Origin of the sequence: Actinacidiphila glaucinigra (assembly GCF_035918135.1) — a bacterium.
GTDB classification, from domain to species: domain Bacteria; phylum Actinomycetota; class Actinomycetes; order Streptomycetales; family Streptomycetaceae; genus Actinacidiphila; species Actinacidiphila glaucinigra.
Genome location: NZ_CP109144.1, coordinates 118,727 through 144,068, shown reverse-complemented (window position 1 = coordinate 144,068; position 25,342 = coordinate 118,727). Strand labels below are relative to the sequence as shown.

The 25,342-nt window shown below is 71.2% G+C and carries 26 protein-coding genes, 1 tRNA gene and 1 pseudogene; 23 read left to right on the top strand and 5 right to left on the bottom strand.

Annotation, left to right across the window (positions count from 1 at the left end; translation table 11 throughout):
* Positions 1 to 302: 302 nt before the first annotated feature.
* On the bottom strand, positions 303 to 1,223 hold the full coding sequence (locus OIE69_RS00690) for a peptidoglycan-binding protein (protein WP_326569980.1): 921 nt from the start codon (positions 1,221 to 1,223) through the stop codon (positions 303 to 305).
* 677 nt (positions 1,224 to 1,900) lie between these two features.
* Between OIE69_RS00690 and OIE69_RS00685 the strand changes: the two genes are divergently transcribed.
* From OIE69_RS00685 to OIE69_RS00645, 9 genes are all read left to right on the top strand, one after another.
* On the top strand, positions 1,901 to 2,602 hold the full coding sequence (locus OIE69_RS00685) for a hypothetical protein (protein ID WP_326569979.1): 702 nt from the start codon (positions 1,901 to 1,903) through the stop codon (positions 2,600 to 2,602).
* 7 nt (positions 2,603 to 2,609) lie between these two features.
* The gene (locus OIE69_RS00680) at positions 2,610 to 3,272 is read left to right on the top strand and encodes a MauE/DoxX family redox-associated membrane protein (RefSeq protein WP_326569978.1); all 663 of its coding nucleotides are present in this window, start codon (positions 2,610 to 2,612) and stop codon (positions 3,270 to 3,272) included.
* Complete coding sequence (locus OIE69_RS00675; RefSeq protein ID WP_326569977.1) at positions 3,248 to 3,850, top strand: thioredoxin domain-containing protein; 603 nt, start codon at positions 3,248 to 3,250, stop codon at positions 3,848 to 3,850. The genes OIE69_RS00680 and OIE69_RS00675 overlap by 25 nt, the downstream gene beginning before the upstream one ends.
* Positions 3,847 to 4,764, top strand: coding sequence for a peptidoglycan-binding domain-containing protein (locus OIE69_RS00670; protein ID WP_326569976.1), 918 nt, complete (start codon positions 3,847 to 3,849; stop codon positions 4,762 to 4,764). Before OIE69_RS00675 ends, OIE69_RS00670 begins: the two co-directional genes overlap by 4 nt.
* Positions 4,765 to 4,962: a hypothetical protein gene (locus OIE69_RS00665; protein ID WP_326569975.1), complete on the top strand. Its 198-nt coding sequence runs from the start codon at positions 4,765 to 4,767 to the stop codon at positions 4,960 to 4,962.
* A 72-nt stretch (positions 4,963 to 5,034) separates the two neighbouring features.
* Positions 5,035 to 5,538 carry a hypothetical protein gene (locus OIE69_RS00660; protein WP_326569974.1) on the top strand — a complete coding sequence of 168 codons (504 nt, stop codon included), beginning with the start codon at positions 5,035 to 5,037 and terminating at the stop codon, positions 5,536 to 5,538.
* 330 nt (positions 5,539 to 5,868) lie between these two features.
* Complete coding sequence (locus tag OIE69_RS00655) at positions 5,869 to 6,603, top strand: D-Ala-D-Ala carboxypeptidase family metallohydrolase (protein ID WP_326569973.1); 735 nt, start codon at positions 5,869 to 5,871, stop codon at positions 6,601 to 6,603.
* A 249-nt stretch (positions 6,604 to 6,852) separates the two neighbouring features.
* Positions 6,853 to 8,625 carry a glycoside hydrolase domain-containing protein gene (locus tag OIE69_RS00650; RefSeq protein ID WP_326569972.1) on the top strand — a complete coding sequence of 591 codons (1,773 nt, stop codon included), beginning with the start codon at positions 6,853 to 6,855 and terminating at the stop codon, positions 8,623 to 8,625.
* 10 nt (positions 8,626 to 8,635) lie between these two features.
* Complete coding sequence (locus tag OIE69_RS00645; protein ID WP_326569971.1) at positions 8,636 to 9,574, top strand: penicillin-insensitive murein endopeptidase; 939 nt, start codon at positions 8,636 to 8,638, stop codon at positions 9,572 to 9,574.
* 54 nt (positions 9,575 to 9,628) lie between these two features.
* On the opposite strand, the gene selD is transcribed toward OIE69_RS00645, so the two are convergent.
* Positions 9,629 to 10,663: a selenide, water dikinase SelD gene (gene selD / locus OIE69_RS00640; RefSeq protein ID WP_326569970.1), complete on the bottom strand. Its 1,035-nt coding sequence runs from the start codon at positions 10,661 to 10,663 to the stop codon at positions 9,629 to 9,631.
* A 56-nt stretch (positions 10,664 to 10,719) separates the two neighbouring features.
* Between selD and OIE69_RS00635 the strand changes: the two genes are divergently transcribed.
* The 8 genes from OIE69_RS00635 to OIE69_RS00600 all read left to right on the top strand — a co-directional run bounded on the left by OIE69_RS00635 (position 10,720) and on the right by OIE69_RS00600 (position 17,277).
* Positions 10,720 to 10,813, top strand: a tRNA-Sec gene (locus OIE69_RS00635).
* Positions 10,814 to 10,836: 23 nt separating this feature from the next.
* A complete protein-coding gene (gene selA / locus OIE69_RS00630; RefSeq protein ID WP_405771875.1) occupies positions 10,837 to 12,156 on the top strand; it encodes an L-seryl-tRNA(Sec) selenium transferase in 1,320 nt (439 codons plus the stop codon).
* Between the two features lie 2 nt (positions 12,157 to 12,158).
* On the top strand, positions 12,159 to 13,946 hold the full coding sequence (selB, locus tag OIE69_RS00625) for a selenocysteine-specific translation elongation factor (RefSeq protein WP_326580874.1): 1,788 nt from the start codon (positions 12,159 to 12,161) through the stop codon (positions 13,944 to 13,946).
* Between the two features lie 467 nt (positions 13,947 to 14,413).
* Positions 14,414 to 14,764, top strand: a complete 351-nt coding sequence (locus OIE69_RS00620; RefSeq protein ID WP_326569968.1) for a hypothetical protein — start codon at positions 14,414 to 14,416, stop codon at positions 14,762 to 14,764.
* Positions 14,765 to 15,012: 248 nt separating this feature from the next.
* On the top strand, positions 15,013 to 15,753 hold the full coding sequence (locus OIE69_RS00615; protein ID WP_326569967.1) for a methyltransferase domain-containing protein: 741 nt from the start codon (positions 15,013 to 15,015) through the stop codon (positions 15,751 to 15,753).
* Positions 15,754 to 15,921: 168 nt separating this feature from the next.
* On the top strand, positions 15,922 to 16,173 hold the full coding sequence (locus OIE69_RS00610) for a plasmid mobilization protein (protein ID WP_326569966.1): 252 nt from the start codon (positions 15,922 to 15,924) through the stop codon (positions 16,171 to 16,173).
* Positions 16,170 to 16,544, top strand: a complete 375-nt coding sequence (locus tag OIE69_RS00605; protein WP_326569965.1) for a fic family toxin-antitoxin system, toxin component — start codon at positions 16,170 to 16,172, stop codon at positions 16,542 to 16,544. The genes OIE69_RS00610 and OIE69_RS00605 overlap by 4 nt, the downstream gene beginning before the upstream one ends.
* 247 nt (positions 16,545 to 16,791) lie before the next feature.
* Positions 16,792 to 17,277 carry a hypothetical protein gene (locus OIE69_RS00600; RefSeq protein ID WP_326569964.1) on the top strand — a complete coding sequence of 162 codons (486 nt, stop codon included), beginning with the start codon at positions 16,792 to 16,794 and terminating at the stop codon, positions 17,275 to 17,277.
* Positions 17,278 to 17,489: 212 nt separating this feature from the next.
* On the opposite strand, the gene OIE69_RS00595 is transcribed toward OIE69_RS00600, so the two are convergent.
* On the bottom strand, positions 17,490 to 18,056 hold the full coding sequence (locus tag OIE69_RS00595; RefSeq protein WP_326569963.1) for a TetR/AcrR family transcriptional regulator: 567 nt from the start codon (positions 18,054 to 18,056) through the stop codon (positions 17,490 to 17,492).
* A gap of 103 nt (positions 18,057 to 18,159) precedes the next feature.
* Here OIE69_RS00595 and OIE69_RS00590 point away from each other — a divergent pair, with 103 nt between their 5' ends.
* On the top strand, positions 18,160 to 19,098 hold the full coding sequence (locus OIE69_RS00590) for an NADP-dependent oxidoreductase (RefSeq protein WP_326569962.1): 939 nt from the start codon (positions 18,160 to 18,162) through the stop codon (positions 19,096 to 19,098).
* A gap of 43 nt (positions 19,099 to 19,141) precedes the next feature.
* Positions 19,142 to 19,312: a hypothetical protein gene (locus OIE69_RS00585; protein ID WP_326569961.1), complete on the top strand. Its 171-nt coding sequence runs from the start codon at positions 19,142 to 19,144 to the stop codon at positions 19,310 to 19,312.
* 135 nt (positions 19,313 to 19,447) lie between these two features.
* Here the strand turns inward: OIE69_RS00585 and OIE69_RS00580 are convergent.
* Both OIE69_RS00580 and OIE69_RS00575 read right to left on the bottom strand, forming a co-directional pair.
* Positions 19,448 to 20,332 (bottom strand): annotated as a pseudogene (locus tag OIE69_RS00580) (IS630 family transposase); the annotation flags it as partial.
* A 358-nt stretch (positions 20,333 to 20,690) separates the two neighbouring features.
* A complete protein-coding gene (locus OIE69_RS00575; protein ID WP_326569960.1) occupies positions 20,691 to 21,488 on the bottom strand; it encodes a maleylpyruvate isomerase family mycothiol-dependent enzyme in 798 nt (265 codons plus the stop codon).
* A gap of 59 nt (positions 21,489 to 21,547) precedes the next feature.
* Between OIE69_RS00575 and OIE69_RS00570 the strand changes: the two genes are divergently transcribed.
* From OIE69_RS00570 to OIE69_RS00555, 4 genes are all read left to right on the top strand, one after another.
* The gene (locus OIE69_RS00570) at positions 21,548 to 21,820 is read left to right on the top strand and encodes a hypothetical protein (RefSeq protein ID WP_326569959.1); all 273 of its coding nucleotides are present in this window, start codon (positions 21,548 to 21,550) and stop codon (positions 21,818 to 21,820) included.
* A 9-nt stretch (positions 21,821 to 21,829) separates the two neighbouring features.
* Positions 21,830 to 22,078: a hypothetical protein gene (locus OIE69_RS00565; RefSeq protein ID WP_326569958.1), complete on the top strand. Its 249-nt coding sequence runs from the start codon at positions 21,830 to 21,832 to the stop codon at positions 22,076 to 22,078.
* Between the two features lie 621 nt (positions 22,079 to 22,699).
* On the top strand, positions 22,700 to 23,572 hold the full coding sequence (gene uppS, locus OIE69_RS00560; RefSeq protein WP_326569957.1) for a polyprenyl diphosphate synthase: 873 nt from the start codon (positions 22,700 to 22,702) through the stop codon (positions 23,570 to 23,572).
* The gene (locus tag OIE69_RS00555) at positions 23,569 to 25,038 is read left to right on the top strand and encodes an oxygenase MpaB family protein (RefSeq protein ID WP_326569956.1); all 1,470 of its coding nucleotides are present in this window, start codon (positions 23,569 to 23,571) and stop codon (positions 25,036 to 25,038) included. Before uppS ends, OIE69_RS00555 begins: the two co-directional genes overlap by 4 nt.
* The last annotated feature ends 304 nt before the right edge of the window (positions 25,039 to 25,342 follow it).

The window sequence follows — 25,342 nt, the reverse complement described above, 5'->3', positions numbered from 1 at the left end:
CGTATCACCCGGCCTTGCCCGGTCCAGGTCTGTGCCCAGGCGGTCGCGTCCACCCAGTCGGGCAGCGGTTCTGTGGCCTGGCGCCACCGCGGCGGGATGCGTGCATCCCCCCAGGGGCGGTCTTTCCAAGAACCGGGGGAGTCATCGCCGGACCTGGTCAGTCCAGCTGAGTACCGCGTTCGTTCGACAGCGCAGGCAGTCTCTCACCCAGGAGAGTGGACGGACGCCGGTCAGGGCCTTTCGCGTACATGCCGGAGCGGTGCGAGCCCGTCGCGGCTGCGTGGTGGACGGCGCTGCTCCATTCAGGCGGTGGTGCAGCCGCTGGTCGGCAGAGAGCCGAAGGTGGGCGGCGTACGGCCGTCGTAGATCGCCAGCAGGTAGCCCTGCGGGCAGTGGGCCACGCCGTCGCTGGTCCTGATCTCCACGTGCAGGTGGGGTGCGCCGGAGTTGCCGGTGTCGCCGGTGGTGGCGATTCGGGTGCCGGCCGCCACCTGGACACCGTCGGCCACGGAACGTGCGCTGAGGTGGCAGTAGACGAAGCGAGAACCGTCCGACTGGAGCAGCCGGATACCGATGCCACAGGTCTCGCTGTTGTAGTGGTCGACGACCCCACTTTTGATCGCGTATGCCGGGACGTAGCTCACGATCAGGTCGATGGCCGGAGTGGTGCCGTAGTGCGGAGCCGCGTAGTCCGACCGGGGGACAGCGCTCCGGGCGAGCGGCAGCGAGTAACCGGACGGGGCGCCGCCACCGCCGCTGTCCGCACCGTTGGTGCCGAGGAGGCTCTGCCAGGTCTGCGGGCCGACCACGCCGTCGACGGTGAGACCGTGGGAGCTCTGGTACGAGCGCACCGCGCTGTTGGTGACGGGTCCGAACTGCCCGTCCACGGGTGTGCCCGCACCGTATGCATTGAGCTGGGTCTGCGCCGCCTTCACCGCCTCGCCGGTCGATCCCTGGCTCACCGAGACGATCAGGTGTGGCCACGTCTGCGCGCCGATCGTGCCGTCGGCGGTCAGACCGCGGGTGGTCTGGAAGCTGATCACGGCCGAGCGGGTGGCCGGTCCGAACTGCCCGTCCGCGGCGATGCCGGAACCGTGGTACCGCAACAGATACTGCGCGGCCTTGGTGTCCACCCCGCTCGCGCCCTCGCTGATCGACGGCCAGGCGGGCAGAGCCTGGGCCTGGGTTGCCGGCAGCAGCGCGACGAGGAACGCGGTCACCACGGTCAGTACGGTGACGCCAACGGATCGAAGTCTTCCTGAGTGCATGGAGGCCTCCACTGGTGGTAAGTGATGTGCCACAGCAGCACGCGGGCCGCCCGCTGTGCGATCCGGACCGCGCAACCCGCGCCCGGACCGGGCTCTGAACGCCTGGGCCTCCTTTCGCCCTGGTTCGGGCGGCCCGCCCACGCCACGCCGACGGGAGTCAGCGAGCCGGTGACGGAGCTGCAGATGCCCTGGGAGATTGCGGTTTTGGGCATGCGTGAACTCCCGTCAGGACGGATGGCGGGCCAGCCTGCGCGTGGTGCCGCACCAACATGCCACCAACGGCTCTACACGGGTAGACCCCCGCAGGGGATTCTCAGCGGCCAAGGTGTTACCGAGGCCACGGCCACCTACGTGGGCCTGCTGCCTGCCCGCACCAGCCGCGTGAGCCTCGCCCACCGACCGCTCCGTCTTCCATCAGCCCGACGCGGGCAACGTGCGAGAGACCTCGCCGTCGAGCTGGGGCGTGCGGGTCGACTCGCTGCGTTTCCGATCCGCGGCCCGGATGCGAAGTACACCGAGTCCTTCGACGCGGGCTTCGTCGCCGACTGCCGTGTTGACAGGTTCATGCCCCTCGTCTTAGCTTCCTTTGGGCCGCGGTGCCGCACCGCCCCGCGCCCTCCAGGAGGATGCACATGGTCGCATCGTTCGTCACTCATCGCGCCCTCGACGGCGGGACGTACCGCCTGGAGGGCGACCTCGATCTGCGGGCGCCGTGCACCTCGGCCGTCGAGGTGGTGGTCGGTGGACGGTTGGTCGAGTTCACCGCCGGACCGGCCACTTTAGGCGACGATGTCGCCGCTTCCCTGGGCCTCCGAGCACCCGATGCCGAGCTCACCTTCCAGAAAGGCATGCTGCGGATCTTTGAGTCGATCGAGCGCGAGCCGCGCTCGGGACTCGTAGAGCGGCCGTTGCTCGTCGTGTGGCGCGGCGAGCGCCACGCACTCGTGACCCGGCTGTACGGCCTGAGCGTGGCCGAAGTGCTCGGGCTGCTGCGGTCGGTGGGCATCGCCGAGGGCACGTACGGGCTCGCTCTCCAGCCCGGTCCGTCGGCCGGAAGTGCCTTCGCGCGGCCCGCGACGGTGATCAAGGAGGTGCCCGGCCTCGGGCTGCTGGAGCTGTCGCGGCGTACGAGGGAGCACGCCGCCCAGCTTCCGCCCTGGAAGGGGGTGGCGGTCGCGTCCGGCGAGCTGTTCCGCGACACACTCTCCGACGGCAGCTCGTTCTTCGTGCTCTCGTCGACGGATATCTGGGCCACGGTGGTGCCGCTGGCGTCGACGTCCGTCGAGCAGGTGCCCGAGGTCGTCGGGCGGCTCAAGCTGCGGCTCACGGGGTGACCCGGCGGTGATCGGCTTCTACGGTTGGCTCACCGCCGCGATCGTCGTACTGAGTCTGCTCGTGGGTGCGGGCTCCCACGCGGCGCGTCCCGCCGCCCTGGGAGAGGCACTGCGGGCGCACGGCGTGCTGGGACCGCGGCCGCGCCGGCTCGCGGCGGCCGTCCTGCCGGTCACCGAGGGCGCCCTGGGGGTGGTCGGCGTGGCCGCGCTGACGACGGGTCACCAGCGGCTGCTGCAGGGCGTACTCGCCGCGGCGGCCGCTCTCCTCGCGCTCTATGCGCTCTACACGCGGCACGTCCTCGCCCTCGGTCGTGGGGGTCCGTGCGGCTGTTCGCGCCGGGATCTGCCCCTCAGCCGCTGGGTGACCCGGCGGGCCGCGGCCCTGGCCGGACTCGCGGCGGCCGGCGCGGTCATCGCCGGGGCCGGTCCGGTACGGCTGTCCACGGCGGAGCTGGTCACGCTGATGCTCGCCGCACCTTCCTGCACCGCGCTGCTGTGGTCCCTGCCCGCCGCCATGCACGAGCCGGTCCCGGCCACTGTTCACCGACCGGCCCCCGCTTCGGTGATGACCGCGCCGGCCGCCGCCCACGATCACCCGCCGACCAACGCCACCGTGCACCGGACCACAGAAGGAGTGTCGTCGCGATGGATTTCACCACCAGCGCCTTGATCGCCTCGTGGGCGGCGATCGCGCTGCTCGCGCTGGTCGTCTCGGGACTGGTCAGGCAGGTGCACCAGTTGTCGCGCGCCCAGCCGCACCGCCCCGGGCGGGCAGGCATCGCCCTCGGCGCGCCCGCGCCCGGGCTCGACACGGCCAGGCCGGACGACACGGCACGGCTCGACGGCCTCCTGACGCCGGGCCGCCCCGCGCTGCTGCTGTTCCTCGACGCTGATTGCGGCACCTGCGTCCAGGTGCTCGCCGAAGCCGGAGCCTGGACGATCCGTCAAGGCCTGGGCCAAGATCAGGGCCGGGGCCAAGGTCAGCGCGACCCAGGTCAGCGGGACCCCGTCGCCCCACAGGTGTTCGCGCTCTACGCGGGCCCCACACCCCAGACCGGTGATGGCACCGTACCGGTCCGCGGTGGCCATGCGGACCTGTTCACGGCGTACGACATCCCCGCCACCCCCTATGCGGTGGCCATCGACGCAGAGGGCCGGATCGCGCGTTCGGAACCGCTCGGCTCGCCCACCGCGCTGCTGCGGCTCCTCGACGACATCCATCCCGCGACGCCGAGGAGCCTGCGATGACGTCACTGGACGACGTGCCCACACTTCGCCGGTCGGGGAGTGGCGGCCGCGGCTCGCGGACCAGGCGCGGGGCCCTGCCGTCGTTCGCGCCGCGCAGGCGCACGGTGCTGCAGGCGGCGACCGCCGCGGGCTTCGCCGCGCTCGGGGTGTTCTCCGCCGCCCGGGAGGCGTACGCCGACGGCTACGACATCTGGACCGGTGCGTGCCCGAGTTACGCGGAGGACCACAACTGCTCTCCGGGCTGCGGGCCCAGCACCGTCTACGCCGACGCGTGCGTGACGTCAGGGACGAACACCGGCTTCCACCGGTCGGACGGAATCACCTGGACCCTGCGGCCCAACCAGTGTTATGCCGGGACCTACGACGGCTGGCTGTGGCGCTTCAGCGCGGCCTGCGGCACCTGCGGCTGCGGTATCGAGCGGCGTTGCCACGACGGCTACCGCAACACCGGCTCCGGCTGGGTGAAGTCCATCTGCCGCTGGACCACCGACTGCGGCTGCCCCGGCTCCGTGAACTGGCCGACCATCGGCCGCGGCGCCACCGGGCCCGACGTCCACACCGTCCAGCACCTGCTCACCCACCACGGCCATTCGACGGCTGTCGACGGCATCTTCGGGCAGGACACCGAGGCGATGGTCGAGGAGTTCCAGTCGGCGAACGGATTGAGCCCCACGGGAAGCGTCGGTCCGGCCACGTGGCCGGTCCTGGTCGTCACCGTGCGGCAGGGAGACGTGAACCACGCCGTGCGCGGCGCCCAGCGGCAGCTCAACAAGCAGGGCTACGCGCTGACGGTCGACGGCAACTTCGGTCCGCTCACACTCCAGGCCGTGGTCTCGTTCCAGTCCCTGCACGGGCTGACGTCCGACGGCGTGGTCGGCCAGAACACCTGGCGCACGCTGACCGGGACGGTCTAGGTGAGGCTCGGGGAGTCCGGCCGCCACGTGGCCCGGGCGGCGAACCGTGCCGGTGGTGTACGGACGCTGCTCACCGATCCCGCCCTGCCCGTGGTGGTGCTGGGGGCGGCGGCGATCGCCACCGCCTTCTACGCCCCCATGCTGACCTGGGCGATCACCGGCGGCCTTGCCGGGTACTCGCTCTCGGGCTCCGTTTGAACGCGCAACAGCGCGTTCGCGCTGGCCTCGCCAGGTTGGCGGGCAACGTACAGACAGGCTCTGGTCCTCGGCGTGTTCACCATCGGTCTGCTGGCCGGCGGAGTGCTGACGGCCGGGGTGCTGTGGCTGTTCTCCGGTCTCTTCGTACCGCTCCCGGCCGGCGGGCGGCAGGGGCTGATCGTGGCCGTGGCGTCGCTCGCCGCGCTGCGTGACGCGGGCAGGCTGACGCTGCGTCTGCCGCAGAACGCCCGGCAGATACCGCAGGACGTGCTGCGCCGCCATCTGACGCGGGGTGCCCTGCAGTTCGGCTTCGAGCTCGGTACGGGCGTGCGCACCTATGTCTCGGCGAGCGCTCCGTACGCGCTGGCGGTCGCGGTGCTGCTGTCCGGGGGCTCCTACGCGCCCGCGCTGGCCGCCGGACTCGGCTTCGGCGCGGGCCGGGCGCTCACGCCTGCCCTGCGCCGGCTCTCCGGCAACGGGGAGGGCTGGGACGACCTGCTCGCGCGGCGGCTGAGCGCCATGACCGTGGTGTGCTCCGTGCTGATCGCCACTGTCGCCTGCGCGGGGCTCCGGTAGCGCCGTGGCCCGATGTCGTGCCACGGCGCCGAGGCCGTACGAAGCCGCCCCACTGTCGGGTGGACCGGACGTGGCGGGGTGGTGCGCCTGGGCCTGTGGTGCGCCGCCGCAGGCCGGCCCGGGCGACGTGGAGCCGCCCGGCGGGCATGCACAGCGGGCGGAACAGCAGTTTCGCACCGCAAGGCACAACGGCCCCCGCCTGCCGTCCGGTTGTGCCAGAGGTGGGGCTCCTGTGGCGTACGGTGACGCTATGGACACGCCGCGCTTGCGCGGTCAAACTCTGCTCAGCCCCCTCGCGGGGGAACTCAGGGATCGGTATGGAGGAGCGCGATGTTAAGACGTACGATCCGAGTCGTTCTGTCGATTGTCATGTTCATGGCGGCTACCTTGGGTGGCATGCTCGCCACGGCCGGCCCGGCCCAGGCCGACGAGTGCTACACCTGGGGCCGCACCCTGTCCGAAGGCATGTCGGGCGCCGACGTGACCCAGCTGCAGATCCGGGTGGCCGGGCACGTCGACTTCGGCGAGATCCTCTCCGTCGACGGCAACTTCGGCCCGCGGACCAAGGCCGCGGTCACCAAGTTCCAGCAGGCGTACGGGCTGGCGGCGGACGGCGTCGCGGGCTCCCAGACGTTCAGCAAGATCTACGCGCTGCAGGACCCGGACTGCACGCCCATCCACTTCACCTACTCCGAGCTGAACAAGTGCAACTCCACCTGGGAGGGTGGCGCCGTCAGTGCCGCGACGGCAAAGGCCAACGCCCTGCGCACGATGTGGAAGCTCGAGGCCATGCGGCACGCCCAGGGCGATACTCCGATCGTCGTGTCCAGCGGATTCCGCTCGTACGCCTGCAACAGCGCGGCGGGCGGAGCGTCGAACAGCCGGCATCTGTACGGTGACGCCGCCGACCTGGTCGGCAACCCGTCGCTCTGCCAGCTGGCGCAGCGGGCGCGCTACCACGGCTTCGGTGGCATCTTCGGTCCCGGTTATCCCGACCACAACGACCACACCCACGTGGACGGACGCACCAGCCGCTCCTGGTCCGCGCCCAGTTGCGGCATCTGAGGAGCGAGGGCGACCGCGCCCGGTTGCGGCGTCCGAGCGCAACCGGTTGCGGCACCTGAGCAACCGGTCCGACACGCACCGCTCTCCGTCTCCCCCCGGGTCGGCACCCGGCCCGGGGGGCGTACCCGCACTGCCCGACAATCACGCGGCGGGCCAGTTGCCTGCCTCGGGCAACGCTCGTCCCGGCGGGGAGCACACCCGCCGCGCCGTTCCCCCCACTCACCTCCGCACCCGAGCAGGAGTGCCCTGATGTCGTCGTCCCGCATGCCCTGGCGCACCCGCGCCGCAACGGCCCTGTTGGCGGTGCTCGCCGGTATCGGCGCGTCCGCCGTCCCCGGCCCCGCCCTGGCGGCTCCCCCGTCCCAGAACACCGGGCAAACCGTCACCTACCACGGCTACCGGATCGATGTGCCCGCCGACTGGCAGGTGGTCAATCTGGCGGAGAACCCGCGCGCCTGTCTCCGTTTCGACAGACCCGCCGTCTACATAGGCGAGCCCGCCGACCAGAACGACTGCCCCGCCCGGGTCGTCGGACGTACGGCGGGAATCATCGTGGAGCCCATCATCGCACGCTCGGCGGGCCAGGTGACGGCGGAGACCGCGCGGGCGCAGCGCGGCAAGGCCACCGTCCCGGCCGCCGTGTCCGGCAACGACACCATCCGGGTCGCGGTCGAGGACGCCGGTGTCCTCGTCACCGCCGCCCACACCCCGGCGACCGAGCGCCTGGTGCGCGGCGTCCTCGGCTCGGCGAAGCTCACCGCGGGCGCCAGGCGCACCGAACTGCCCAGAGCAGCTCAGCGGTCCGCAGCCGCACAGCGGTCCGCCGCTGCTCCGCTGGCTGCGGCCGGGCCGCAACCCGGAAGCTACCTCGGCAAGGGATTCGACGCCTGCACCGCACCCTCGCAGGCCGCCATGAACGCCTGGCAGGCCACCTCGCCGTACAGCGCGGTCGGCGTCTACATCAGCGGCTCCTTCCGCGGCTGCGCCCAGCCGAACCTGACCGCTAGCTGGGTGACCAACCAGACCGGCAACGGATGGCGTCTGTTCCCCATCGACGTCGGTCGCCAGGCGCCGTGCACCAGCTACTCACTGAAGATGTCGGCCGACCCCGCCACGGCCAAGTCCCAGGGCGTCACTGCCGCGGCCGGCGCGATCAGTGCCGCGTCGAATCTCGGTATCCCGGCGGGCAGCGCCATCTACAGCGACATCGAGGCCTACACCTCGACGGCCTCCTGCAAGGCGGCCGTGCTGTCGTACCTGTCCGGCTGGACCGAGCGGCTGCACAGCAGCGGCTACCTGTCGGGCTTCTACTCCAGCGCTGCCTCCGGCATCAAGGACGCCGCCGGCGAGTACGACAACAGCGCCTACACGCGGGTCGACCACATCTTCTACGCATGGTGGAACGGCGCCGCCGACACCAACACCGGTACCTACGTTCCGGCCGACCACTGGTCCAACCACCAGCGCATCCACCAGTACGTGGGCGAGGTCACCGAGTCCTACGGCGGCTACTCGATCAACATCGACCGCGACTACCTGGACGTGGGCACCGGCGCCCCGCCGCAGCCAGGCTGCACCGGGGTGAACCTCAACTTCGCCGCATACATCACCGTTCAGAGCGGCTCGACCGGCGACCAGGTCAAGGCGGCCCAGTGCCTGCTGAAGACCGCCGGCTACGACCCGGGGGCTCCGGACGGAGTCTTCGGCCCCGCCACGACCACCGCCACCAGGAACTTCCAGACCAGCAGAGGGCTCACGGCCGACGGCGGGGTCGGCCCGAAGACCTGGACCGCCCTGCTGTCCCGCGGATCCACCCCGACCATCCAGAACGGCTCGACGGGAGAGTCCGTCACGCGACTGCAGCGTGCCCTGACCGCCGCACTCGGCCGGGCGGTGGCCATCGACGGCGACTTCGGCCCGGGCACCGAACAGGGCGTACGCGACTACCAGTCCTCGCGAGGGCTGAGCGTCGACGGCGTCGTCGGCCCCGCCACCTGGGGCGCCCTCCAGTCAGGAAAGTGAGGAAGGAACCATGAGACAACTCGCACGCATCATCACGCTGTTCGCCGCCGTGGCCGGTCTGCTCCTCGGACTGGGCGTTTCCGCGCAGGCTTTCTCCCAGGCCGCGTTCCCGCTGACGAGCAGCGGCAACCGCGGTACCGACGTCGTCGCGCTGCAGCACCTGCTCGCCGCGCACGGCCGCACCGTGGCCGTGGACGGCGTCTTCGGATCGGGCACGCGGAGCGCGGTGGTCGACTTCCAGCAGTCCAAGGGCCTCACCGCCGACGGCATCGTCGGGCCCGCCACCTGGGGCGCGCTTGCCATCACCGTACGGCAGGGCGACAACGGGCCGGCGGTGAAGGCCGTCCAGGCGCTGCTCAACGCCAAGCGCGGATTCGGCCTGACGGTCGACGGGGCCTTCGGTCCCGCCACCGACTCGGCCGTCCGCACCTTCCAGTCGCACGCCGGGATCGGTGTGGACGGCGTCGTCGGGCCGACCACGTGGAAGAACCTGCTCTGGCACTACGAGAACATCGACTTCGGTGCCGGCACGATGTGCGCGCAGAGCCCCGACGGCAATGCCAACGCCCACTGGGCGACGGCGGGCGCCGTGGGTCAGCTGGAGGCGGCGGCAGCCGTCTTCGCCAGCACCGGGAACGGCAGGCTGCCGGTCGGCGACGCGGGCTTCGAGCACGGCGGCGACATCCCCGGTCACGCCAGCCACGAAGTCGGGATGGACATCGACGTGTGGCCGATCCGCACCGACTCGGCGCAGTGCACCGCCGGGCGCATCACCTGGCAGTCGGGGACGTACGACCGCGCGGCCACCCGCCGGCTCGTGCAGGAGATCAGGGCGAATGCCCCGGGCCATGTCGAGCTGATCTTCTTCAACGATCCGCAGCTGATCTCGGAGGGGCTGACCACGAGCTACCCGAACCACGACAACCACTTGCACATCCGCTACCGGTGACGGGTCGGCCGCGGACCCCGGGCGTCGCCGCGGGTCCGCGGCCGACCGCGGCGCTCAGCGGATCACCAGTGTCGTCCCGGCGACGGCGGGGACCAATTCCCCGATGACCGGATGTCCCGGCAGCTCCCCGGCGACGAGCAGACCGCCGGAGGTCTGCGCGTCGGCGAGCACGAGCAGCTCGTCGTCGCTCGTCCGTCCCGCGTCCAGGTGCGGGCGCACCCAGTCGAGATTGCGCCTCGTGCCGCCGCTGACGTACCCGGCGCGCAGGGACTCGCGGGCGCCGTCGAGTACGGGGACGGCGGCAGAGTCCACCACGGCGGTGACGGCGCTGGCGCGGGCCAGTTTGTGCAGATGGCCGAGCAGCCCGAATCCGGTCACATCGGTGGCGCACACGGCGCCGGCCTTCAGGGCGGCGGCACTGGCGCGGTCGTTGAGCGCGGCCATACTGGCGACGGCGTGCGGGAACACCTCGCCCGTCCGCTTGTGGCGGTTGTTGAGGATCCCGACGCCCAGCGGTTTGGTCAGGGTGAGCGGGACACCCGGCTGGCCGGCGTCGTTGCGCAGTATCCGGTCCGGGTCGACCAGACCGGTCACGGCCATTCCGTAGAGCGGCTCCGGGCTGTCGATGCTGTGGCCGCCGCCGACGAAACAGCCGGCCTTTCCGGCGACTTCGAGCGCTCCCGCCAGCACCTCCTGGGCCGGCTCAGCGGGCAGGACGTCCCGGGGCCAGCCCAGCAGGTTGAGCGCGACGACGGGCCGGCCGCCCATCGCATAGACGTCGGACAGTGCGTTGGCGGCGGCGATCCGGCCCCAGTCTCGGGCGTCGTCGACGACTGGTGTGAAGAAGTCGGCGGTCGACACCAGGGCGAAGCCGGCGCTGGTGCCTACGACCGCGGCGTCGTCGCCGTCGTCGAGTCCGACCAGCAGCCGCTCCCCGTCGGCATGACCTCCGCTCGGCCCCGGCATCAGTCCCGCGACCATCGCCTCCAGCTCTCCCGGAGGGATCTTGCAGGCGCAGCCGCCACCGTGTGCGTACTGGGTCAGCCGGACGGGCACGGCGGATCCGGCTGCGGGGCCAACTGGCGTCATACGGCGATCATTTCACCTCTTGCCCCCGCAGTGTGCGTGGATCACAATCATGCCCCGGAGGCGTTGGGCGGGCTGGTGCCCCTCCCGATCTTCAAAATCGGTGTGGTCCGGGATCCGGGCCAGGCGGGTTCGATTCCCGTCCGCCTCCGCTGACTTCGATCGGGGTGGCGCGGGTGGCGGACGAGCGGCGGGAGCCGCCTGCGGATCCCCGGCGGCGGGTGCCGAGCACGACGCTGCTGCTCGGCGATCCCCGGCTGAGCGAGGCCTCCGCGCGGCTGGGCAGGAGCGTCGTCAAGTCGGCGGTCGCCACCGCCCAGCAGGCCGTACGCGAAGGGCGGATCGGGCCGGACGAAGCCGTCGGTGCAGCGCTCGCCGCGCTCCCCCCGCACGCGGCCGGGCTGCGCACCGTGCACAACGCCACCGGCGTGGTGCTGCACACCAATCTGGGGCGGGCACCGCTCTCACCGTCCGCGCTCGAGGCGATGGCGGCGGCCGGAGGGTACACGGACGTCGAGCTGGACCTGAGCACCGGCAGACGGGCGCCGCGCGGCCGCAGTGCCATGGCGGCCCTGCGGGAGGCCGTACCGGCCGCAGGGGGCGTGCACGTGGTGAACAACGGTGCCGCCGCCCTTGCCCTGGCCGCGGCCACGCTGGCCGCGGGGCGCGAGGTCCTGCTGAGCCGGGGCGAGTTCGTGGAGATCGGCGACGGCTTCCGGATACCCGAGCTGCTGGCCGCCTGCGGCGCGCGGATCCGCGAGGTCGGCACCACCAACAGGACCCGGGTCGACGACTACGCGGACGCCGTCGGCCCCGACACCGGATTCATCCTCAAGATCCACCCGTCGAACTTCACGGTGAGCGGCTTCACCCAGGGCGTCGACGCCGGCGAACTGGCAGCGCTGGGCCTGCCCGTCGTGGTCGACATCGGCTCCGGCCTCCTCGCGCCCGACCCGTTGCTGCCGGACGAGCCGGATGCGGCCACGATGCTGCGGGCCGGGGCCACGCTGGTCACCGCCAGCGGGGACAAGCTGCTCGGCGGCCCTCAGGCGGGGCTGGTCCTCGGCCGGGCCGACACGGTGGAGCGGATGCGCCGTCATCCCATGGCCCGCGCCCTGCGCGTGGACAAGTTCACCCTGGCCGCGCTGGAGGCGACACTGCGAGGTCCCGAGCCACCCGTGCACGCCGCCCTGCACCTGCCGCTGCCGGAGCAGCGCACACGCACGCTGCGCCTCGCCGAGGACCTTGCGCGCCGGGGCCTGGATGCTCGGGTCGTGCCCTGTGAGGCGGTGGTCGGCGGAGGCGGCGCCCCCGGGACCGCTCTGCCGTCCTGTGCAGTAAGCCTGCCCGACGACCTCGCGGCACCGCTGCGCACCGGTGAACCGTCGGTGCTGGGCCGGGTGGTGCGCGGTCGGCTGCTGCTGGACCTGCGGTGCGTGCCGGAGGCGTGCGACGGCGACATCCTCGCCTCGGTGCTGCGCGCGGCGGGCCGGTGAGCATGCGGGTCATCGCGACGGCCGGGCATGTCGACCATGGCAAGAGCACGCTGATCCACGCGCTGACCGGCACCCACCCCGACCGGCTGGCGGAGGAACGGCGCCGTGGTCTGACCATCGACCTGGGCTTCGCATGGACCGATGCGCCCTCGGGCGAGCGGCTCGCTTTCGTCGACGTCCCGGGACACGAGAGGTTCGTTCCCACCATGCTGGCCGGCGTGGGGCCCGTGCCCGCCGTGCTGTTCGTCGTCGCCGCGGACGAGGGCTGGAAGCCGCAGTCCGCCGAGCATCTGGCCGCCGTGGACGCCCTGGGCGTACGGCACGGACTGCTCGCGGTCACCCGTTGCGATCTGGCCGACCCCGGCCCCGCCACGGCACAGGCACTGGACCGGATCCGGTCCAGCACCCTCGGCGGCGTCGAGGCCGTGGCCGTCAGCGCCCGCACCGGCACGGGCCTCGCCGCGCTGCGCGCCGCCCTCGACCGGCTGGCCGCGCGACTGCCGGACGGGGACGCCGACGCCCCGGTACGGCTGTGGATCGACCGCGCCTTCAGCGTGCGCGGCAGCGGGCTGGTGGTCACCGGCACGCTCGGTGCCGGGCGGATCCGGCGGGGCGACGTCCTGGTGACCGCCCGCTCCGGCCGTTCCGTGCGCGTCAGGGCGCTGCAGGCCCTCGGCAAGGAGACCGGCCTGGTGCGAGCGACCGCTCGGCTCGCCGTCAACCTCCGCGGTCTCGAGAAGGAGTCGACGGGCCGCGGCGACGCTCTGCTCACCCCCGGCAGCTTCGTCCCCTGTCTGCGCTGCGACGTGCGCGTACACGGCGGAACACCGGCCGGGGAGCTGCCCCGCACCGCCGTCGCCCACATCGGCTCGGCCGCCGTGCCGGTACGCGTCCGGCCGCTCGGTGCGGACATCGTCCGGCTGACCCTGCCGGCGCCGCTGCCGCTGCGCATCGGCGACCGCGCGGTGCTGCGCGATCCCGGTCTGCGGCGGGTGCTGGCCGGGCTGACGGTGCTCGATCCCCGGCCACCGGACCTCCTGCGTCGTGGTGCCGCGGCACGGCGCGCGGCCGAACTGGGCGATGCTCTCGGCGCTCCGAGCGAGGCGGACGAAATACGGCGCCGACTGCTGGTCACGCGCCAGGAGTTGACCGCGATGGGGGTGGCCGTCCACACCGTGCCGGTCGCGGGCGACTGGCTCGCCGAGCCCGTCCACTGGACCGCCCTGCGCGCCCGGCTGACCGAACTGGTCACCGCGTACCGCACCGAGCGGCCCGCCGAGGAGGGCGTACCGGTGGGCATCGCGCGGCACCGCCTCGGACTGCCCTCCACGTCCCTGGTGGAGGCACTGGTCACACCACCCCTGCGGCTGAGCCTCGGGCGCGTGACCAGCGGACCCGACTCCCTGCCCGCCGCTGTCGCGGACGCGGTGGGCCGTCTCACCGCCGAGCTCGCCGGCCGGCCGTTCGCCGCCCCCCAAGCCCAGCGGCTGGCGGAACTCGGCCTCGGCCGTCGCGAGCTCGCCGCGGCGGTGCGCCATGGGGCCGTACTGCGGCTCGCGGAGCATGTGGTGCTGCTGCCGGACGCCCCGCGGCTGGCGGCCGACCGGCTGAGCGAACTCGACCAGCCGTTCACCGTGGGAACGGCGAGCTGCGCCCTGGAGACCAGCCGCCGCGTCACCGTTCCCCTGCTGGAACACTGCGACGGTCAGGGCATCACCGAGTTGCTTCCCGACAGGCGCCGCCGCTGCGCGCCGCGCGGTCGACCGGCGCCGGTCGACGCGCCGCCCTGAAACCGGCGTTCTCGCTGGAGCTGTCCGGGGCGTTGCCCATGCGGGGGGAGGTGCGGTAGTGGAAGCCTCAGCAGGGTCGGGAACTGGCGTGGTGGCTTCCGCTCCGTCTCCAGTCCCCGCCGCTTCAAACCGTGCATGCGTTGGTAGGCCGCCAGCAGACCGCGACGAGTGCCCGCTTCTTGCCCCGGTGGCCGACCAGGCGCCGGAACCGTGCGGACGTGCAGTACCTGTCCGATCAGCGGAGTAAATGGGACGAGAGCGATGCCTGGGCAGCCCAGGGTATAGCCGCTGTCGTCCGCGACTTCGAGCTCTACATCGGCGGTTGCGGCGGCTGCGTTGGCTCCAGGCTGCCCCCGCTGGGCTGCGCGACGCGGCCATGGCGGTCTCCAACCCGCCGGGGCGTGACCTGGAAGCCTGGTCGGATCGGCTTCGCGACGCCAAGGCCTGGCTCGCCGCACTCGTCCAAGATGGATGGCTATCCGGACGGGATCGAGCGGATCCGCGTCCTGCTGGCATGGGCCGGGACTTCCGCCAGGGAGTCCACCGGCGGCCTGAAGTCGTACGACATGGCGGTCCAGCGGCTACTACTCGCCGAGGACCCCGACCTCATCCTCACCGCGCTAGCCACCGGCTCGCCGAGCCCGGTCCAGCTCGAGGGCGCGGCCCAACTCTTCAGCTCCGTCGAATGGACTGGAGCGCACGGCAAGGACCTGCCCGAGCCGCGGCGGTCGATGCTGATCGGGCTCCAGGCAGGCGGCACCGACTCCATGAGGTTCCGGATGCGCCATGGCTACTGCGGTGCCGAGGTATCCGCCTGACAGGACGCTGCTGACCGTCGGACGGGTTTCCCTCAGCTCCTTCGCCTCATCGCCCCCGTCTGGGTGCTGCCGGTCATCGCCGCCCAGTACCCGGCCGCCGAGGGCGGCCAGGTATCCGTGTGCAGCTCCCTTATCGCTGACCGTCGTCTTCACCGACCGACGGTTCACCCAGTGGCGAGGAATTGTCGATACTTGTGGATGGCTCATCAGCAACGGTAGGTGGTGAGCGACGAGGCATACTGTCCGTCGTGACGACGTATGACCGCATCGGTGCGACCTACAATCACACGCGGCGAACCGACCGCCGGATCGGTGTCAAGATCCACGAGGCGCTCGGCGATGCTGGCACTGTCATCAACGTCGGTGCGGGTGCCGGCTCCTACGAACCACCGCAAACGGTGCTGGCGGTTGAACCCGGTGCAGTGATGATCGCCCAACGTCCGGCCGGATCTGCGCGGGCCCTGCAGGCATCCGCGGAGTCGATCCCCATCGCCGACGACTCGGCCGACGCGGCGATGGCCTTGCTGACCGTGCATCACTGGACGAACCTGGAAGCGGGCATCGGGGAACTCCTTCGGATCGCGCGGCAGCGCGTCGTCATCTTCACGTGGGACCAGGCCATCTTCCGCAGGTTCTGGCTGCTGGACGAGTACCTGCCGGAGGTAGCCGCGTTCGACGACACACGGGCGGTCTCGATCGACCGGCTGGTTGCGCTGCTGGGAGGCGCCCGCATCGAGAAGGTCCTGATCCCGCACGACTGCACCGACGGATTCGGTGCTGCATTCTGGCGCCGACCTGAGGCATACCTCGATCCGGAAGTGCGAGCAGGTATCTCGATGCTTGCCCAAACCGGCGAGGAGGTCCTCCGCCCGGGCCTGACCCGGCTGTCCAACGACCTGTCTTCAGGCCTGTGGCACGAACGGCATGCTGACCTGCTCGACCGCGACACATTGGACGTCGGCTACCGACTTCTCGTAGCGGACCTTTAGTACTGCAATCACAGTTGTGGGGTCTGTCCTCGGCGTTTGTAGAGGCGGGGAGACGTTCCGGGCGCGGCAGCAGTCGACGTGGCCGGTGGGCGGCAGGTCGTCCCGCGCGGGGGGAGAACACCCGCTGAAGGGGGTGTAGCGGTGCGTACCAACCGCTACAGTGGGGGCATGAGCAGCCAGAGGCAGATCAATGTGCGGGTGGACGAGGCGACAGCCGCCGGGATTGAGGCGCGTGCGGCGGCCGCCGGCATGAGCGTGACCGACTACGCCCGGCAGGTCCTCGCGGACGAGGCGAACGACCTGCGGCACCGGTTCCTGGGCGCGGGCGCGCACTTCGCGGACGCCTGGGGCGACACCTTCGCCGAGCAGTTCGGCCACCCGAAGGCCGGGGACGGCGCCGGGGCCGGGGCCGCTGCGTGATCGTTCACATTGACCGGGCGTGGCTGCTGGACCTCGCGCACCGGAACATGCCGGGTGACCCCGACGTGACGGACTTCGGGTCGATGGCGGCCGCCGTGGCGCGGCACGCGGACAAGGTGATGGAGACCCCGGTGTACACGGAGGTGCACCACCGCGCGGCCGCGCTGATGCACCAGCTCATCCGGGTGCCGGCGCTGGAGCACGCGAACGAGCTGTTCGGTGCGGTGGTGGCGGCGGCGTACCTGACGGCGAGCGGGGCGATCGTGACGGTGGGCGCGAAGGAGGCGGCGGAGCTGGCTGCGCGCATCGACCGGGACGCGCTGGATGTGCGGGCGGTCGCGGAGGCCATCCGCGGGTGGGTGGCGGCGTAGGCGGTCGCGCTCGGTGGGCGTGGAGGACCCCGGCCCGAGAGGGCCGGGGTCCTCTGGCTTTTGTCGGCAACACAGAGTGACAGTCTCGTGGGGGCCCGCGTAATGCAGGTCTCGCAGGGGACGGACGCCGAAGCCCTGGCGGCGGAGAGCGGCTACACCCTCACGATGTGCAAGTCCTCCACCGTGGCCGCACCGGTCGTCGAGGCAACCCCGGCGGAGGCGCCCGCGCCCGTGGTCCAGGCCCCGGTTGAGACGCCTGCCCCGGCCGCCAAGAAGGTTCCCGGGCCCGCCAGCCGAAGCCCCGCCTGATCCCTGCGGACATCCCGAGATCACCTTCGAGATCGAGATCGACAACCGCGACCAGTGCGGCAAGCAGCGCCGCACGGCGATCGAGCAGATGGTGGCCACCGTCCCGGGCGCGACGACCACGTTCCGCTCCGTGAAGAACAAGCACAAGACCGGCAACGACGCGCTCATCATCACGGTGACCGCGCCCCGGGGCGTGGACGTCATCCTCCAGTCGCGGCTGGACAACAGCAACAAGCACCTGTCGACGCAGGTGGAGGTCGCCAAGGCAGCAGGCAAGGAGAAGGGCCTCAAGGCCACCGAGCTGCAGAAGTACTGGAAGGGCCAGACCCGCCAGTGGATCGAGGAGGAGGGCGCGGACAGGGCCTGGAAGATGGCGGGCAACGCCCCCCGGCGCGACGTGTGCGAGCAGCACTTCAACTTCTGACCGGCCCCTCGCGGCCCACTCCCCGGCACTCGACCGGCCGGGGAGCGGGCCGTCGTCATGGAGGGCGCGCGCACCTTCGACTTGCGCCGTCCGCAGCGGCATCGCGGGAGCGTGCTCCGTGCGGCGCGCGAAGGACTTGAATGCTTGATGAAGTGGCTTGCGTCCGAGGGGGACACGGTAGGGCAGGGGGCGCGGCCTGGGGGCTCGGCAGGTCAGTGATCGGGCGAGTGGAGCCCTGCTAGAAGCAGGTCCAGCAAGGTGCGGATCGCATCGGACCGCCGAGTGGCGTGCGTGGGGCGCAGCGAGGATATCGCCATCAGGACGACGCGGACGTCTGCGACGGTGGTTCCTCGCCGCAGGACGTGCTGCTGGTGTGCGCGGGCGACGAGTTGTTCCAGTGCTGCCGCGTGGGCCTGCCGGTCGGCACGAAAGGCGTCGCCTGCGGTGTGCGAGCCCAGCAGTGCCTCGTTGAGGCCGGGGGCCCGGATCTGGTGTTCAGCGAACTGGCGGATGGCTCCGCTGAGCGCGGTCCAGGCGTCCGGCTCTTTCTGTGCGGCCTGCATGTCCGCCCGGCAGGCCGCCACATGCCCGGCAAGGGCCGCGCTGATCAAGTCCGTGCGGGTGGGGAAGTGTCGGTACAGCGTCGCGATGCCCAGCCCGGCGCGCCGCGCGATCTCGCGCATGGGGAGGTCCACGCCCTCGACGGCGAAAGCCTCGTGGGCGGTCGCGATGATGTGTTCATGGTTGTCGGCCGCGTCGGCCCTGGCTTTCCGAGTCACTTTTCCCTGCGTCCCTATCGTCTTCCCGCGTAGTGGAACAGGTGGTCCGGAACCATGTTTACCTCATCGGAGCGCGCGGAGACTCCGGGCGGGAGAGGTGATCATGTTTGCTGTGCAGTTCAAGCGGTTCGGCCCGCCGGAGGTCCTGACCCTGGGCACCGTGCCCGAGCCCCATCCCGGCCCTCACCAGGTCCGCATCGCCGTCAGGACCGCCGGGGTCTCGCCCGTCGATCTCGCACTGCGCGAAGGCTCGTCCCCGGCGGGCAAGCACCTCGCCCTGCCGCACGTTCCCGGCGTCGACGCCGCCGGGGTGATCGACGAGATCGGTGCTGAGGTTACGGGCTACGCCGTCGGCGACGAGGTCTTCGGCGCGGTCGACGTGGCACGGCTGGGCGGGGCGAGCGCGCAGTACGCGGTCCTGGATGTCTGGACCCACAAACCGCACGGCATGACGTGGGCCGAAGCCGGGGCGGCGGGCACCGGCATCGAGACCGCGACCCGGGCTCTCGACCTGCTCGACGTGCGGGAGAACACGACGTTGCTGGTGGACGGTGCGGCCGGCGGCGTCGGCAGCATCGTCGTGCAACTCGCGGTGGCACGCGGCGCCCGCGTCCTCGGCACCGCACGCCCCGACAGTCACGAATTCCTCAGGGAACTGGGGGTGGAACCCGTGGACTACGGGCGCGGTCTGCCCGCCCGGATCCGCGCCGTGACCGCCACTCCGGTCGACCGGGCACTTGACGCGGCGGGGGCCGGGTCGCTGGGCGAACTGATCGAACTGGCCGGCACCCCGGACAGCGTCGTCACCCTGGCTGACTTCGGGGCATCGGCTTACGGGGTCCGGCTGTCCATGGGCCGCCTCGCCGGCGAGCCCGACGGCGTCCACGGACTGACGTCAGCCACGGCACTCGCCGACCAGGGCCGCTTCCACGTTCCGGTCCGCGAAATCTACCCGGCCCATCAGGCAACGCAGGCGCACGAGACAGCCGCACAACCGCCCCGACGGGGAAAGATCGTCCTCGACATGACCCGTACCAGTTGAGGCATTCATGTGACGGTCCCTGCCTCATGCGCGGCGTCCGCCGGTGCGTGTGGAGTCCGTCGAGGACGGCCCGGACCGCTACTTCCTCGTGGTGCACGCCGTCGATGTGGAGAAGCTGGACGTGTCCGAGACGACGGCTCCCGCGCTCATGGACTTCCTCCTGTTCACGCACGCGATCGCCTGGGCGGCCGTGTACGGCACCTTCGAGCGCTGAGCCGGCCAGACGGCCGGCCTCGGTCGGTCCCGGTGCTCGCTGCGCGCGTTGCCCGGGTGGGAAGTGTGCGAACGCGGTTTCTCAGCTTGCGGCTGGCGCTGACGCGGGCAGCATGCCTCACTGAGCTTTGCTGGATCAGGTGGGTGCTGAGTGGATTTCGAGTCCGGTGTGGGTGAGGCAGGCGGTCAGCAGAGCGGGACGGTTCTGGATGCGGCGGAGTCCTGTTCGAACGGCACGGGTGAGCTCGTCGAGGGTGAGGGCGGCGAGGTTGGCCAGGGCTGTGCGTTTGAGGTGGGACCAGACCTGCTCGACGGGGTTGAGGTCGGGAGCGTAGGCGGGCAGGTAGTGAACGGTCAGCCAGTCGCGGCCGTCGATCGAGCGTTGCATCCAGCGGCTGTGGTGTCCGGCCAGGTTGCCCCAGATCAGCACCATCGGGGCGCCGAGGGCTTGGTGGGCCTGGTCCAGTAGGGGGAACAGGTCGCGGTCGCGGTACCAGCCAGTGCGGATCCGGTAGATCAACCTGGGTGCCTGTCCCGGGCGGTAGCAGGTCAGGGCGACCATGGACAGCTTCGGCTGGCGACCCTTGACGACGGTCAGGACCGGGGTCTGCCCGGCCGGTGCCCAAGTGCGGACAACCGCGCCGGTCAGCGAGGCCCCGGCCTCGTCCTGGAAGCAGAACCAGGCTCCTGCGGCCCCCCTTTTTTCGATCTTCGGCCACTCGGTCTCTACCCACTCCTGGATCCCGCCCGCGTCGCGTTCGACGGCCCGGCGGGCGGGCACTTGCGGGGTGGAGCCCATCCGGCGCAGGAGCCGGCTCACCCCGGACAGCGAGCCATAGACAACGGAGAACCGCTCGATGATCACGCGGCGAACCCGCGCCAACGTCCAGCCATCCGTGGCGAACCCGTAGTCCTTGGCCCCGGCCCGCAGCAGTTCCCTCAGGCTCTGGCGCTGGGCCTCGTCCAGAGCGCACTGCGCGCTGGCGACCCCGTGCCCAAGCAGAGCATCCGAGCCGCCCTCCCGCCAGGCACCCGAACAGGGCCGACGGGAAGACCTAACGGAGTCCTACTACGGCCTACTTGATAAATGGTCATCTGGCGGGTTTGTGGGGCAAGGAGCGCGGGCAGGGGTCGGGCTCGACGTAGAACCGCCGGCTTGCTGGACACGGAGAGCGAGCCGGTCGGCGGTTGCCTGGCTATCGATGTGCTCGTCTCTGATCGTGCGGAGGTCGTGAGTTCGAGCTCTGACCAGATGGACGGTCGGCTTGGTGACGCCCCGAGGCCGCCTCGTGGGTTTGGGCCCGGTGCTGGGACTGACGAACCTGGCGAAGAGTCGTGTCCTACCGGCTCGAGTCGCGGCCAACCGCCCCTGCTACGTCCTACTCCTCCGGCTCCCAGGCGCGGAGCAGGTCGAGCAGCCCTGCGTCGCCGTCAACATGCAAGGAGTCGGCGGGGATACGGTCGTACAAGTAGAGGACCAACTCACTGGCCGTGCCATGGATGGAAGCGCCGGCTGCGTCCGAGCCCTCGCCGGTCGCGGCAGTGGGCGCGGGGATGCGGGTGGAGCGTGCGCCGTCGCCGTCGACCGTGAGGCGCCAGGAGCGGCCCTCGGCGGTGTGGAAGTCGAAGGCCGTGGGCTTGTGCGGCCAGGCGCTGGGCGTCGCGACGCAGGTGAACAGGAACTCCTCGACACCGTCGAGTGCGACCTCGGCCGGCAGCGGCTGCGGGGCGCCCGCGGCGAGTTGGACGTCGCAGGTGTGCACCGCGCTCTCCTGGACCCGGTGCCGGGCGACTCCGCCAGAGGTCCGCGGCGTCTGCAGGGCACTCCACCACGCCCAGCAGCCGGCGTCCGGTCCTGCCTCGCGCAGGGCGCTCAGCAGAAGCTGCGTCGACGCGGCCAGCCAGGCCAGCAGGGCCTCACGCTCCCGCGGCACTTCCAGAGCGGCGCGCGCAGCGGTGGCCCCGGCCGGGGGAGCGTCGGCAGGCCCCGCGCCGACGATGGCGGCCCAGTAACGGTCTCCCCCACCCAGGTGCTTCACCAAATCGAACAACGTCCACCCGGGGCAGGTCGGCACCTGTGCGTCGAGACTGGGCGCGGCGGCGACCGCGGTGCGGAAGGCGGTCGACCGTTCATCGATCAGTCGCAGCAGGTCAGGGAACTCGAGATTCCTTTCCACGCCGGATGTCTATCACCGTGCGCCGGTGATCGTAGAGCGATTTTCACAGTCGCCGCCGGTTGGCCATCGTGGACGTGGTCCTCGCCTCCCACCGCTCGGGTGACATGCTGCGCACTGCTGCGAGGACGCTGGTGGTGGCGGTAAGCCCGGCGTGCCGGTGGGTGCTCCGGCCTCGCCGCGCGGCCGGGCACACCCGAAACCTCCTGGCCGACCTCGGCGACCACGCCGCCGACTTCCGCTACCTGCTGCGCGACCGCGACAGCCGCTACACCCACGCATTCGACGCCATCTTCACCGCCGACGGCATCGAGATCCTCAAGACCGCACCGTAGGCGCCAAGGATGAACGCGCACGCCGAGAGATTCATACGCACCGTCCGAGCCGAGTGCAACCGCATGCTCATCTACAACGAGCAGCACCTGCGGCACGTACTCGCCGGTACGCCGAGCACTACAACACCGGAAGACCCCACCGCGCCCTGCAACTTCGAGCCCCCGCCGACGACGCGGACGTCATCCCCTTCCCCGCGCAGCGGATCCACCGCCACGACGTCCTCGACGGGCTCCCACGAATACCGGAACACCGCCTGACGAGGATCACGACGGACGGGCGAACACCCAGGTCAGTGCATGCGCGGGACTTTTGGATCCCTACAGGTTGGTGGTGTGGCGGAGTTGGTCCCTGCGCGGGGTGCGCCCGCCTCTTCGGCCGTCGCGGGGGCGGCCTGGGAGCCGCTGCGCTGCGTCGTAGGAGGGTGGCGGGCCGCGGGGACGGGCCGCCCGCACCGTGTACTACCGGGTGACCGCTGTCGGCGGGCTCCAACGGATCTGCGCAGTCGAAGATCTTGCACGAGAGCGCTCCGGCCAGTTGGAAGACTGAGGTGACCACGTCGTCGCCGTAGCCTGTGACGGCACGCCGGTAGGCGTCCGGCTGGTCTTCGGCATGCAGCACGCTGTCCGGCCGTGAGGATGTCCCGTTGCCGCTGGTTGGGTGCGACCGCGGCACGGAGTTCCGGCATGGACACCGACGCCCGGTTGCGGGTTGTCGACCGCGATCACTGAAGCGAGCCGGCGATGCCGAAAAGAAGAAAATCGGGCATATGAGCTATGGGTGACGGTAGCCCGTTTGGCCGTTTGGGCCCATTTCGTGTCGTCATACTCCTGGGAGGAACACTTTCGGTGGGGCGTTGGGACGGGCGATGCGGGGTGGGCGTGACCGAGCGTGGTAGGACCGACCTTGCCGCTCCGGGCGAGACAGGGGGGCCGGGTGTGACGGGCCATGGCGTCCCGCGCGCACGCGCGGCGGCGGAGGATCGGCGGGGCAGTCGACAGTACGGGGACGAGCAACGGCAGGACGAGCGGCCGACGCGTGCGGTACCGCGGCACGTAGCCTGCGTGATGGACGGCAATGGCCGCTGGGCACAACGGCGTTCTCTCCCCCGAACGGCGGGCCACCGGGCCGCGGAGACCACCGTCATCGACATCATCGAGGCGGCCCGGGCCGCCGGAGTCGAGTGGCTGAGCCTGTATGCCTTCTCCACCGAGAACTGGAACCGCCCCGGCAGCGAGGTCGACTATCTGATGCGCCTGGTCCGGCGGGTCGTGCGCAAGCACGCGCCGCTGCTGCTCGCCCGCGGCATCCGCTGCCGCTTCCTCGGGGCCGCCGACCCGCGAATCCCCCGTGGACTGGCTCAGGATTTCGACGACCTGTCGGCTCTGACCGCCGACAACCGGGGGATGACGCTGACCGTCGCCTTCGACCACGGCGGGCGCCGAGACATCGTCGAGGCCGCAAGGTCGCTGATCCGCAGCGAAACGCCCGCCGACGAGGTGACCGAGCGGCTCTTCGCGGACCACCTGCCGTTCCCAGACACCCCCGACGTGGATCTGGTCATCCGCACCTCCGGCGAGCAGCGCATCTCCAACTTCATGCTCTGGCAGGTCGCCTACGCCGAGTGGGTCTTCCCCGAGGTGCTCTGGCCGGATTTCCGGGCCCCCGACTTCCTCACCTGCCTGCACGCCTACCAGCACCGCGACCGCCGCTTCGGCGGCGTGCCAGCCTGGACGATCGGAGATCCATCATGACGACCGGAACCACGGGAACGGCCGACGAGGACCCTGTGTTCGGCCTGGAATCGCGGTTCAGCGCCTTCTTCGACGACCCGCGCTGGGCGCTGGCCGTAATCCGCGCCACCGTGCTGGAGGCCGCTCACCCGCAGATCGGCGCCGCCCTCGTCGACAACTCCACCTTCACCACCCACCCCTGGCGCCGGCTCCGCAACACCTTCCTCAGTACGCGGCGCATGTTCGACGCCGATCCGGCGGTGCGCGAGCGGGAGGCGGCCCGGCTCAACCGGCTGCACTCCCGCATGAGCGGCGCCGACTCCCGCGGGCGCGCCTACGACGCGATGGACCGCGCGACCCGTGCCTGGGTGGTCGCCACCCTCTTCGAAAGCGCGGTCACCATGTGCCGGCTGAGCGGCCAGCCGCTCGACCAGGACACGATGGAGCGGATGTACGTGAGGTACCGCGCGTTCCTTGCCGCGCTCGACGGCGACGCCGGGGAACTTCCCGAGGACCTGGGCGACTTCTGGCGGTACTTCGACATGGTCGTCGAAAACGAGCTGGAGAACACCGAGGCGGCCCGCGTCATCCTCTACCGGCTCTTCGACCACCTTCCCGCTCCGGCGCTGCTCAAGGGCATGCCGACGCTCTGGGCGGCCGGCCGGGCTGTCGCCGGACCGCTTCTCGGCGCGATCACCGTCGCCTCGCTCCCCGAGCCGTACCGGCGCCGGGCCGGCCTGCCCGAGATGCCCGGCGCCCCGGCCCTGATGCAGGGCGCCTACCTTGCCGCCGGACTCGCCCGCTTCCTGCCCGAGGGCTTGATCAACGTCGAAAGCATCATCGAAGTCCTCTCCGTCTCACCGGGGAGCGACGACCCCCGAGCCCGGACCGCGACCGCTCTGCGTGCCCGCATGAAGCGGGCATCGGCCCTCCTCCGCCTCCTCACACCACTGAGCGGCGACCTGGACCCCACACCGGACCCTGCGCCTTCGCCGGGCGCCGGGCAGAGCCGACGCTCGGCGGAGCAGTTCTTCCGCCAGGTGCTGGACCAGACCGGCGATGGCCACCTCGACTGGCCTGACCTCGCCGCCATGGCCCGCGAACTCTCCACCCGTCTCGACCTGGACGAACCCGAGGAGACCCGGCTCTACGACGCCTTCGCCGCCTGGTGGCGCGAACTCCAGGCCGCTCTCGACACCGACGGCGACGGCCGCGTCAGCGCCGACGAGTACGCCGCCGCCGTCCCCTCCCTGGCCGGACCCGCGCTCATCCGTGTCGCGGAGGTGCTCTTCGACGCTACCGACAAGGACAGCAGCGGAGCCATCGACGCCGACGAGTACCGGACGCTCTTCCGCACCGCCTTCCACCGCGACCTCACCATCACTGACGGCAGCTACGGCCAGAGCGCCTTCGTGGGCGACTTCCTCTCCTTCATGTCGGGCCGCCGCACGAGCACTCCGTACGACCCCCTCCTGGCCGACGCCTGACAAACTCGTGCTTCCTCGAGCGGCAGGGCCTCCTTGACGCGGCCTTGTCATCCACTCACTCGTCGCTCTGGTAACGTCGCCGGTCAGGCGGGAACACAAGCGAATGGTCCGCAGAAGCGGTGGTTGCCGGAGCGCCGGAGCCGGGTGGCGCCCATGACAGCCAGGGCCTCAGCTATCCACTCCCTGCCGGGCTGAAGTTCCAGCCCTCCGAGCCCGCATCAGCACCACCCCGGCCCAGCCAGAAGACCGCCCACCCTCATCACCCTGCGTACGGAACGCGAACTCGCTCGCGAAGACCACAAGG

Bases quoted from the DNA above. Each gene is read 5' to 3' on its own strand.
- OIE69_RS00685 (WP_326569979.1), top strand. From the start codon at position 1,901: ATGGTCGCATCGTTCGTCACTCATCGCGCCCTCGACGGCGGGACGTAC.
- OIE69_RS00675 (WP_326569977.1), top strand. From the start codon at position 3,248: ATGGATTTCACCACCAGCGCCTTGATCGCCTCGTGGGCGGCGATCGCG.
- OIE69_RS00670 (WP_326569976.1), top strand. From the start codon at position 3,847: ATGACGTCACTGGACGACGTGCCCACACTTCGCCGGTCGGGGAGTGGC.
- OIE69_RS00655 (WP_326569973.1), top strand. From the start codon at position 5,869: ATGTTAAGACGTACGATCCGAGTCGTTCTGTCGATTGTCATGTTCATG.
- OIE69_RS00650 (WP_326569972.1), top strand. From the start codon at position 6,853: ATGTCGTCGTCCCGCATGCCCTGGCGCACCCGCGCCGCAACGGCCCTG.
- OIE69_RS00645 (WP_326569971.1), top strand. From the start codon at position 8,636: ATGAGACAACTCGCACGCATCATCACGCTGTTCGCCGCCGTGGCCGGT.
- selD (WP_326569970.1), bottom strand. From the start codon at position 10,663: ATGACGCCAGTTGGCCCCGCAGCCGGATCCGCCGTGCCCGTCCGGCTG.
- selB (WP_326580874.1), top strand. From the start codon at position 12,159: ATGCGGGTCATCGCGACGGCCGGGCATGTCGACCATGGCAAGAGCACG.
- OIE69_RS00620 (WP_326569968.1), top strand. From the start codon at position 14,414: ATGGATGGCTATCCGGACGGGATCGAGCGGATCCGCGTCCTGCTGGCA.
- OIE69_RS00610 (WP_326569966.1), top strand. From the start codon at position 15,922: ATGAGCAGCCAGAGGCAGATCAATGTGCGGGTGGACGAGGCGACAGCC.
- OIE69_RS00590 (WP_326569962.1), top strand. From the start codon at position 18,160: ATGTTTGCTGTGCAGTTCAAGCGGTTCGGCCCGCCGGAGGTCCTGACC.
- OIE69_RS00565 (WP_326569958.1), top strand. From the start codon at position 21,830: ATGAACGCGCACGCCGAGAGATTCATACGCACCGTCCGAGCCGAGTGC.
- OIE69_RS00555 (WP_326569956.1), top strand. From the start codon at position 23,569: ATGACGACCGGAACCACGGGAACGGCCGACGAGGACCCTGTGTTCGGC.